Below are 10585 nucleotides of genomic sequence, written 5' to 3' on the forward strand. Positions count from 1 at the left end.
ATAGTGTATGTAGCTCGTTTTTTTGACTAAATGAAAAATAGAATTACGATCCAATAGTAGTCTTTTAATTTTATTCTTAGATGTTTTAAAGCCTGTGTAATGTAATTTTCAACAGTTCGTTTAGAAATTCCCATGATATCCGCTATTTCATCTAAGCTTTTATGGTCAAATCTACTTCGCATAAATGCTTCTTTGCATTTATTGGGTAGCATTTCTAGTTCTTCATGTATGATTGTTTTTAAATCCTGAAGGTTGATAAAATCTTGGACAGAAGGCGTGATGTCGTATTGAGCTAAAAACAAATTGAAGTGATCGACGTATTTTTTACGGACTTTTTCAGATCTGAAATAATTCAGAATCTTATGTTTTGCTATCCCAAAAATGTAATGCTGAAAACTTCCATCAATATTTAAATCTTCTCTTTTTTTCCAGATAGATTCAAAGATATCTTGTACAATTTCTTCGGATGAGATTTTATTTTTAGTAAAAGAATAACTGAATTCAAGGAGCTTTTTGGCGTAAGTGTGGTATAACAAATTGAAAGATTTTTCATCACCACTTTTTAAAGAAGTTAATAGATGTTTTTCATTTGATATGGTTGTTGAATCCTTCACTGCTGGTAAATATATAACAAAAGCTTTTTTTCATTGAAAAATTTTTAAAAAAAAATTAAAAATAACTATGTGTTTGCAATAACACAGGTTACTTCATAGTATAAAACCTAAAAAATCGATTTGTGGAGAACAAAGAATTTGATCATTTATTAGATAAGTATTTAAAAGGCGAGCTTGATTCAAGCCAAAATCAGCTTGTAGAAGCATGGCTTGATACGGTGAGGAGTGAAGAAAGTACTTATGATTGGTCTAGTGAGGAAATAAATGATTTATATCATCAGATTAAACTAGAAAAATCTCCTGTTCTAAGGATCAAATGGGGTTACTGGGTGGCTGCGGCATCCATTGTACTAGTTGGATTATTTTCTGTTTATTTTTTGAAAAATAGGGAACCAAAAGAGGAGCTGATTTTGGCATCACAAATTTTACCAGCTCAGGACTCGGTTGTATTAATTACAGGAGGAGGGCAGCAAATCTATTTGGATCATAATACTTCGGGGGTTCAATTAGCTAATAATACCATAAGTGATTCTGAAGGGAGGCAACTCAATAAAACCGCTGATAAAATCGAAATGTATCAGTTACATATACCTAAGGGTAGACAATTTAAGATTGAATTGGAAGACGGCACAAAGGTATGGTTGAATGCTGGAGCTAAGCTAAGCTATCCTTCAAGATTTAATGAAAATTACCGAGAAGTGGAATTAGAAGGTGAAGCGTATTTCGAAGTAGCAAAACAGACGTTAACTGGAGGTGACCAACAAATACGAAGAAAACCATTTTTTGTGCGTTCATCAAAACAAGTTATTTCTGTATTAGGAACGCATTTTAATGTTGAAGCTAATAAAGGGGAAGAGTATAGTCGTACAAGTTTGGCTGAAGGAGTAGTAGAGGTGATTAAGGCAAACAGGGAGTCTAAGACTTTAAAGCCAGGACAGCAAAGTGTGGTGAATGAAAAATCAGCTATAAAAATAGTACCTGTAGATTTGGAGATGGTTCTTGGCTGGAAGAATAATTTATTTGTATTTCATAACAGCAGCCTTCGCGAAATCTTACAGGAAGTGGAACGCTGGTACGATATTAAAATCGAAATTGATACATGGCCAACAGAAAAATTTTATGGTGAGATACAACGTAATTCACCACTTTCAGAAGTGTTAAAATTGATTGAAATGAGTAGTGATTTTCGATTCAAAGTTGTATACGATGGCGTAGAAAGGAGGCTGTTGATGCAATAATTATACTTTAAGATATTGCGCAAATAAAAGAACCGTAGATGATGGCGTCACCTACGGTCTGATTGATAGGCGCTTTGCGATTAATATGCTAATAATCATTAACCTAACAACACAAATGTATGAATAAAAATGTTCATATGGATACCGCTTTTGAGGAAAGGAAAGAAGTGTGGTCCATAGAAAAATCTATCAAAAAAACTTTAAAATTATTAATTGTGATGAAGTGTATACTTCTACTGGTTTTTGGCTTTTTCGTTCAGGCTCAGGCGAATGTGTTTTCGCAGGAGATTTCACTGAATGTAAAAAGAGCCTCTTTAGAAGAGGTCCTCAAAGAAATTAGAAAACAAAGTGGTTATAACTTTTTCTTGAATGCGAACTTATTGAAGTCAGCAAAAACTGTAACTGTAAGTAGTCAAAAGAAATCTATGCGTTCGGTATTAGATGAAATCTTTCTTTCGCAACCATTAGATTATAAGATTGATGGCAAGTCAATTATAGTTCAACCGAAAAAGAATAATCTTCAGCTTCAACAGTCTAAAACAGAGGAGCAACAAACTGTAATTGGAGGTCGAGTTACGGATGACGCTACAGGCAAATATATCGTAGGTGCTACGGTGCAGATTTTGCCAAGTGGAACAACTGTAATGACAGATGATAAAGGGGTGTTTAAATTGGATATCAAAGAAGGAGATGTTAAATTATTAGTTTCCTATATCGGTATGGAATCAAGAACGGTGACTATTCCAAAGCATAATTTTGTTGAGATCAAGCTAAAAACTCTTGAAACTGATATTGAGGATGTTGTCGTAACAGGTTTGTTTAAAAAATCAAAAGAATCTTTTACAGGTGCTTCTCAATCTTTTACAGGCGAGCAGTTGAAAGCTGTATCACCTACTAGTGTTTTAGAGGCGATTAGTATGTTGACACCAGGATTAACTACTGTAGTGCAAAATCGAGAAGGGTCAAATCCAAACAAACTTCCAGATCTGTTATTACGTGGTGTGACCTCTTTTACTAATACAGATCAATCTGTGAATCAACCATTGATCGTCCGTGATGGTACAATCGTTACGCTTCAGGATTTGTATGATATGGATATCAATGAAATCGAATCTGTAACTGTTTTGAAAGATGCTTCTGCGGCAGCTTTATACGGTGCGAGAGCTGCAAATGGTGTAATTGTAATCGAAAGAAAGCGTATTGCAGAAGGGAAAATGAGAATAGCATATAATTTAATTAGCTCAGTTCAAATGCCAGATTTCTCAGATTACAATTTATTGAATCCTATGCAGAAATTGGAATATGAGCAGTTGGCTGGATTATATTCTTCTACAGATCCTGTACTTCAGTACGGTTTGGATTCAGTATATAATAATCGTTTTAAACAGATACGTAGAGGCGTACAAACAGATTGGATGGCACAGCCTTCGCGTGTTGGTTTTACACATGATCATTCGGTAAGGCTTTCTGGAGGATCACAAGGTACACGCTACGAACTTAATGGTCGTTTTGCTCAAGTAGATGGTGTGATGAAAGGGGATGGACGTGATCGATATGGATTCGGTTTCATGTTAGAGCATTACACAGCTAAAGGTTTTTCTTTTACAAATCGCACTACATTTAATCGTGTAAATTCTGTTGCTTCTCCTTATGGACCTTTCTCCAATTTTATCCAATTAAATCCATATGATCAGATTTATGATGAATTTGGACAATTGAATAAGATATTATCTTGGGAAAAAGAAAACCCATTATATGAAGCTAGTTTAGGTTCTTTTAGTAGAAATTGGACACAGTTAATCAGTAATGATTTTGATGCACGCTGGAATATCAATTCCAATTTCCGATTAACTACACATTGGAATATTTCCTTAAACCAAGGAGGTGTTGAAGGGTTTTTATCTCCATTATCAGCAGCTTATAGAACAGAGACAGATCCATCCAAAAAGGGAATGCTGAATGAGACAAATTCAAAGGGATTGAATTATTCAGGAAATTTAGTCTTGTCATATAACAAAATCTTCAAAGAAGATAATTTGCTGTCCATCAATACTGGTGCGACTATCAATCGCTTTGATACAAGAAGTTCTTCTTTCATGGGGATAGGGTTTTATGCTGATAATTTAGCATTCATGAAGTTTGCAGCTAGCTACCCTGATGGTCAACAACCTTCAGGTGTACAGGACTTAAGTACGGATCTAAGTAGTTTCTTCAATGTGAATTACTCCCTCAAAAATCGATACTACGTAGATGGTGTTTATCAAATGTCTGGATCATCTAAGTTTGGTGTCAATAATAGATACGGACATTTTTGGTCTACTGGTTTAGGATGGAATTTACATAATGAAGAATTTATGAATGCTGATGTAATAAATCTCCTGAAATTACGCGGTAGCATGGGTTATACAGGTAAAGTAAATTTTGCTTCTTACCAATCATTGACTACGTATCAGTATAGAAATGAATTAGCCTACTTAAATGGTATTGGAGCAGTTCCTATGGCAATTGGAAATCCAGATTTGAAATGGGAAAGAACCATGAACTATAATGGAGGGGTTGATATGTCATTGTGGAACAGACGTGTAAATCTTACAGCTGATGTTTATCTACGCAGGACCACAGATTTATTGATAGATAAGACGCTTGCTCCTTCTACGGGTGTGGTAACTGGAAAAGACAATTTAGGAGAGATGGAAAATAAAGGGGTAGAGTTGCGTGCAGACGTTTATGCTGTTCGTAATGATAGATGGTCTTGGCAGTTGGGGACAAATTTACAACACAATAGAAATAAAATTTTAAAAATTTCGGATGCTTTACAAAACCAAAATGATCGCAATAATAGCGTAGAATCAGGAAGTCCATTACCACAGTTTATCGAAGGTGAATCCACGACTTCATTGAAGGTTGTACCTTCAGGAGGTATCGATGCTGCTACAGGTCAAGAGATTTTTATAAAACGTAATGGTGAACGTACGTTTATCTATGATCCATATGATAAAATCGTAATGGGCGACCAAACTCCAGTGGTATCGGGTAATGTATTTACAACAGTACGTTACAAGCGATTGTCAGCAGTAGCTTATTTTGGATTTACTAATGGTGGATATATCTATAATTCTACAAGAGCTACAAAAGTTGAAGGATCTAACCCCATGTTTAATGCGGATGTAAGAGTGCTTACAGATCGTTGGCAACAACCAGGTGATATTGCTCAATATCGAAATATTGCGGATGCAACATCACCGAAATCAACTACACGTTTCGTCGAAAAGGAAAATACATTGTCTTTAGATCGTTTTAATATAGCCTACGATTTCTCTAATACTGTTGCAAAGAGAATAGGCGCTAACAAACTCTCTTTTGGGTTGAGTATGAATGATTTATTTAGATTGTCTACGGTACGTATGGAACGTGGAACAAACTACCTATATAGCCGTGGTGTAGATTTTAATATCAATATTTTATTTTAATCCGAAGTCATATGAAATTTAATATAAAAAATAATTTGCCCAAACTTTTTACAGCTTTGCTAGGTGTATGTTTGACTTTAAATACATCATGCGATAAATTTTTGGATATAAGACCTGTCGGAGAAATAACAGGTGAGCAATTATTAAGCAATTCAGAAGGATTTGAGTCCGCATTATACGGTGTATATGCTAGTATGAACTCAAATAGCTTGTACGGAAGAGAATTGTCTTATGATATGATTGATGTTTTGGCACAATACTATGTTTGTCCTGGAAACCTGATCGTAGAGAATGCCAAGAAATATAACTACCAATATGTGGATGTTGAGTCGAAATTGAATACTATTTGGGGCGATATGTACAAAAACATTGCTAATGTGAATAATATTATCATTAGCTTGAATAAAATAAATGCGAACTCTATGCGATATTATAACCTTTATAAAGGCGAAGCATTGGGTATTAGAGCTTTCATGCATTTTGATTTGCTACGTTTATATACAGCGAATATCCAAAATAATTCAAATGCTGACGGAATCCCATATTCTGTAAAATTCGAATTGAGTCCTTCTACTTTTTCGAGTGCAGCAAAAGTGTACGAATTTATAATTACAGATTTATTAGCTGCTGAAGAATTGTTGGCAAAAGATGCGGAATATTTTACTTTTCCTAAAGTGAATCCTTCAGAACCATTCATACGCGATAGAGAAACTCACTTTAATTTGTATGCTGTACAAGCAACTTTAGCACGTGTTTATTTGACACTAGGTGATAAGGTCAAAGCTGCCGAATATGCAAAAAAGGTAATTGACGCTAATAAATTTAAATTAATGACAGCAAATGCTTTTGCGACAGATTTGCAAAACGGAATGTTGTATCCTACTGAAACCATCTTTGGGTTGTATAATAAAAGTAACTATACGGTATTAAAGGATAGATTTTGGAATTACACGTCATTATATTCTTATGGTCTGCGTCCAGATCTTATGGATATTTATGCAGCAGAAGAGGAGCCAGTTGATTACCGTTTAGCTACTTGTTTCAAAGACAATATGTTGGGGTCTGGAGCTGTAAAGCGTTTTGTTAAATTAATTGATAAGTATCAATTTAATGAAGAATTACAATATGCAAGACCAGCGAATTTAGTAGACGGCACAAATTTAATTCGATTACCTGAGATGTATTATATCATGGCTGAATCATTAATGGATTCTAATCCTATATCAGCAATGAGTTATTTCAATGTTGTTTTAAACTCTAGAGGCTTATTAGGGTTGTCCGATCGTGCTACTCCATTGGCATTGACGTTAGAAAGAATTACAAATGAAAGATATAAAGAGTTTATAGGTGAGGGACAAACTTTCTTCAATATGAAACGACTTAATTTACCAATCAAAAACACGGATGATGTAGTTATTCCAGCTAGCAATCATGTTTATGTTTGGCCAATTCCTATTGATGAAAAAGAGTTTAATAATTAAAAGATAGATTATGAAAAGATATATAAATCACATCAAAAGAGTATGCTGTATCCTGATTGCATTGGCTTCATTGTCTTCTTGTAAGGAAAATGTATTTCAAGCAGATGATTTTAAAACTGGAATTTATTTTATAACCGACAGTATAGATTATTCTTTTGGTATCACTCCGTTGGAGACAAAAAATCACAGATTGGATATTCCTGTAAGAATAATGGGAAATCCTTCTTCTCAGGATCGTGAATTTAATGTCGAATTGCTAGTAGCAAAAACTGATGCAGAAGAGAATATTCATTATAAAATTCCTACTAGTTTTTTAGTTAAAGCAGATTCTGTAAACGGTATAATACCTTTAGAAATTTTAAGAGAATCTTTAGGAAATGCCAATTATAAAATTGCATTTAATCTTTTAGAAAATGGAAATTTTGTACCGACGAGTAAAGAAACATCAAGTACGGTAATCACCTTCAATAATAGAATCGAGCAACCGCATTGGGTGAACCCTTGGGCTAATGATAATGTGCGATTATGGCCTTCGAGTCAGTTAGGTCCATGGAATCCAATGGTCTATGTTAAGTTTGTTGAGTTAGTTAATGAAGTTGAAGGATTAGCTCCTGGCACATATATGAATATGATGAAAGATTTTGGTGGACCTTTATTACCAAAATTTCCTGGAACATGGGCATATGATTATAATAATACATTGACAAAATATGTATTAATACCATTGTACCGTTATTTTATTATTGATCATAAAGAATTAGGGGTAAAAGGAATTCCTAAGCCCGCAGGTTTTATTAATTAATTAGATATAATTATGAATAATCGAATAATATATTTTTTACTTGCCTTGTGTATTTTAATGCAAAGCTGCTATAAAGATGATACTAGTACTGCAAATCGCGAAATATCCACTATTCAAGTTAATTTGGGCTTTCCAGAAAAAGCTACCATTGATTTAGGTCTGAATGAGGAATACACTTTGAAACCTGACGTAGAACAAAAGGATGATTTGCCGTTAACATATGAATGGGAAGTAGATTATAAGGTAGTATCTATTGAAAAGAACTTTTCTTTTAAAAGCCCCCGTTTAGGTTCATATCCTGTGCGTCTAAAAGTAAGTAATACGGATGGAAGTGTATTCAAGGAGTTCAAAATACGAGTTAATTCACAATATGAAGAGGGCTTACTTATTCTAGCTGAAGATGCTAACAAAGAAGGTACATTGAGTTTTATTCCTAAAAAAGAGGGGCAGTTCCTTTCGCTAACAGATAAAGCAAATGTCGATATCAATAGCTTTGAGAAGAGCAATCCTGGAGATAAAATTGGTAAATCACCTACAGATATCGCTGTGCGTGAAAATCAGATTTTTGTTTCTTCCGAAGAAGGTAAAATTTCAGCAATGAATTATAAGACTTTGGAATTAGAAGCAGTAATTGAATCCCCAGATTTTCCTGATTTCAAGCCTGTATTTATGAATATTCCAGATAATGCATCTAAAAGCTCTTTGATCTTAAATAAAAGTGGTAAAATCTATAATTTGGCTACACTCGAGCATGTAGTCTCTAATAATTCTACTGCAGGTACTAAAGTATTTGAACTAAAAACTCAAATGTTACCAACGCAAAATTATACGAGTGGATTTTTTTGGGAACCAGCAACTTCTATTTTCCATAATTTATGGACTAGAAATGCAAATACCGGAACTCGATTTAATAATCAAAATATGATTCAATTCTTTGCCTATGGAGATTATTGCTATACGTTGACTTCATCTAAGAGCGATCCGTCTATTATAAAAAGAAGTGTATTTTCAGAATCACGACTTACATTCATAGAAGAAAGCACATTTACAAATACGAATATGACATTGAAACCTGATTCAAAAACATTGCTTATTGGAGAATTAAGTTATTTAGCTTACACCAATGGCAGAAGTATTTATAAGTGGTACTATACAACGAATAATATCCCTAGTACACCATATATTACATTGGACATAGCAGGTGTAATTACGAGTATGGCAAGAACTCCAGCTAAAGAAGTTGGTAAGGATGATCTTGACCCAATTAAAGAATTATATGTGGCAGTGTACGATGAAAATGCTACTGGATTAAAAGGTTCTGTAGTTGTTTATGATTTAGAAACAGGCGCTAAGAAAGCAACATTTGCAAATATTGCAGATAAGCCTGTTAAGATATTCTTCAAAAAGAGAAAATAATTAGGCTATGAAAGTAATTTTTAATACGTTTTTGTGTTTTATTCTATTATTTACATCCGCATTAAACACATTTGCTAACGTAAATGAAGCTCGAGCTAAAACAACTTCTATCAATGGTCGCATTAACTTGAGTAATGAATATGTAATATCAATTACTGATTTATTGAACAAACAACAAGGGGAAGAATATCCCCTTGCTGCTGATGGTTCTTTTGCTGTAAAGGTTGAAATCTCTAAACCTACTTGGTACGAAATTTCTTTTGTTCCTATTAAGAAGGATAGACAATTGGGGGCGACATTCCCCTTATTGGTAGCGCCTGGAGATGATTTGGATTTTCAATTGAATTACGACAAGGCAACTTACTTGACAGTCTTAAATAAGTCTAAAAAGTCAGAAAATAGTGCATTAATCGAGTACGCAAGTTTTTCGAATTGTACAATGCGTGATCTATTCTACAAGCGCGATAAACCAGAAGAATACGCAAAAGTGATAAATTCATATCTTTCTGAAGCGAAATCATTGTCTGCTAAACACAAAGTTAAAAACAAGCAAATTGCAGATTATTTGAATTTATGGTCATATAACAACTATTTGAGTGTTGCAACTAGTAGCAAACAATTTGTTATTCCGGAGGAATTAGCTAAACAGATTCCTTCAATAATAGATTCAGAAATGATGTTAACGTTCTGGAATGGTGTTTTTAATATTAATAATTTCATAAACTCTTTTCTAAACAATGAAAGAGATCCTTTGAATCGTATAGCTCAAAAAAGTGATAAATTAAACGAACTTTTTAAAACTAAAGCGCTAATAAATGCGGTTATTCAAAAGGATTTTGAAGGGTTTGTAACATCATATAAGATTGTCAATACAGATATGTTTAATAGCGATATACAACGTTTGGAAGTATTATTGTCAAAGGCAGGTGATGAGCAAATGAAATCCTCAATTATGAGGGATTTTAAAAATCTCATTTATACAAGTGCTGGAAGTAATATACCAGAAGTTAAATTCAAAAATATTGCTGGAAATGACGTGTCGTTAGCAGATTTTAAAGGCAAATATGTTTATATAGATTTGTGGGCTTCGTGGTGTGTGCCTTGTATTAAAGAGATTCCTTTTTTACACGAACTCGAAAAAGAATATAAGGATAAGGACATTGTTTTTGTAAGTATATCATTAGATAATAATAAAGATGATTGGCGTAAAAAGGTTGCTGAACTGAAATTGGAAGGTAACCAATGGGAGTTAGGTGATTCCAATTATGATAAGCTTATGAATGTTACAGGTATTCCTCATTTCATTTTATATAGTCCTGAGGGAAAGCTTTTGCAATATAAAGCGCCACGACCTAGTTCGAATGAAATCAAGAAATTATTTAATTCTTTTAAGCTGTAAAACAACAAAGAAGCTGTCCAAAAAGGGCAGCTTCTTTGTTTTATTTCGATTTTTAAGAAAACTTCTAATTGTTAAGCTGCATACTTGGATACAGAGGATATTTTGGATATTTTGTAATTATTGACAGTTTTGGATTCTGTTTTATTGCTAATAGAAGAGTTTATA

7 protein-coding genes are annotated in these 10585 nt (G+C 33.7%); 6 read left to right on the forward strand and 1 reads right to left on the reverse strand.

Annotation, left to right across the window (positions count from 1 at the left end; all coding sequences use genetic code 11):
- Nucleotides 1-26 precede the first annotated feature (26 nt).
- Nucleotides 27-614 carry an RNA polymerase sigma factor gene (locus IPZ78_RS03985; protein WP_225551639.1) on the reverse strand — a complete coding sequence of 196 codons (588 nt, stop codon included), beginning with the start codon at nucleotides 612-614 and terminating at the stop codon, nucleotides 27-29.
- A 122-nt stretch (nucleotides 615-736) separates the two neighbouring features.
- Between IPZ78_RS03985 and IPZ78_RS17290 the strand changes: the two genes are divergently transcribed.
- From IPZ78_RS17290 to IPZ78_RS04015, 6 genes are all read left to right on the forward strand, one after another.
- Complete coding sequence (locus tag IPZ78_RS17290; protein ID WP_225551640.1) at nucleotides 737-1852, forward strand: FecR domain-containing protein; 1116 nt, start codon at nucleotides 737-739, stop codon at nucleotides 1850-1852.
- Between the two features lie 119 nt (nucleotides 1853-1971).
- The gene (locus tag IPZ78_RS03995; protein ID WP_225551641.1) at nucleotides 1972-5322 is read left to right on the forward strand and encodes a SusC/RagA family TonB-linked outer membrane protein; all 3351 of its coding nucleotides are present in this window, start codon (nucleotides 1972-1974) and stop codon (nucleotides 5320-5322) included.
- An 11-nt stretch (nucleotides 5323-5333) separates the two neighbouring features.
- On the forward strand, nucleotides 5334-6803 hold the full coding sequence (locus IPZ78_RS04000; protein ID WP_225551642.1) for a RagB/SusD family nutrient uptake outer membrane protein: 1470 nt from the start codon (nucleotides 5334-5336) through the stop codon (nucleotides 6801-6803).
- A 10-nt stretch (nucleotides 6804-6813) separates the two neighbouring features.
- Nucleotides 6814-7605 (forward strand): DUF4843 domain-containing protein, encoded by a 792-nt coding sequence (locus IPZ78_RS04005; protein WP_225551643.1) that lies wholly within the window; start codon nucleotides 6814-6816, stop codon nucleotides 7603-7605.
- Nucleotides 7606-7662: 57 nt separating this feature from the next.
- Nucleotides 7663-9021: a PKD-like domain-containing protein gene (locus IPZ78_RS04010; RefSeq protein WP_225551644.1), complete on the forward strand. Its 1359-nt coding sequence runs from the start codon at nucleotides 7663-7665 to the stop codon at nucleotides 9019-9021.
- A gap of 7 nt (nucleotides 9022-9028) precedes the next feature.
- A complete protein-coding gene (locus tag IPZ78_RS04015) occupies nucleotides 9029-10420 on the forward strand; it encodes a TlpA family protein disulfide reductase (protein WP_225551645.1) in 1392 nt (463 codons plus the stop codon).
- Nucleotides 10421-10585: the final 165 nt, after the last annotated feature.

It is taken from the genome of Sphingobacterium bovistauri, assembly GCF_020295405.1.
GTDB classification, from domain to species: Bacteria; Bacteroidota; Bacteroidia; order Sphingobacteriales; family Sphingobacteriaceae; genus Sphingobacterium; species Sphingobacterium bovistauri.

What these genes read in the sequence shown, in the direction of transcription:
- IPZ78_RS04015 (WP_225551645.1), top strand. Translation starts at nt 9,029, where the DNA reads ATGAAAGTAATTTTTAATACGTTTTTGTGTTTTATTCTATTATTTACA.
- IPZ78_RS03995 (WP_225551641.1), top strand. Translation starts at nt 1,972, where the DNA reads ATGAATAAAAATGTTCATATGGATACCGCTTTTGAGGAAAGGAAAGAA.
- IPZ78_RS04000 (WP_225551642.1), top strand. Translation starts at nt 5,334, where the DNA reads ATGAAATTTAATATAAAAAATAATTTGCCCAAACTTTTTACAGCTTTG.
- IPZ78_RS04005 (WP_225551643.1), top strand. Translation starts at nt 6,814, where the DNA reads ATGAAAAGATATATAAATCACATCAAAAGAGTATGCTGTATCCTGATT.
- IPZ78_RS04010 (WP_225551644.1), top strand. Translation starts at nt 7,663, where the DNA reads ATGCAAAGCTGCTATAAAGATGATACTAGTACTGCAAATCGCGAAATA.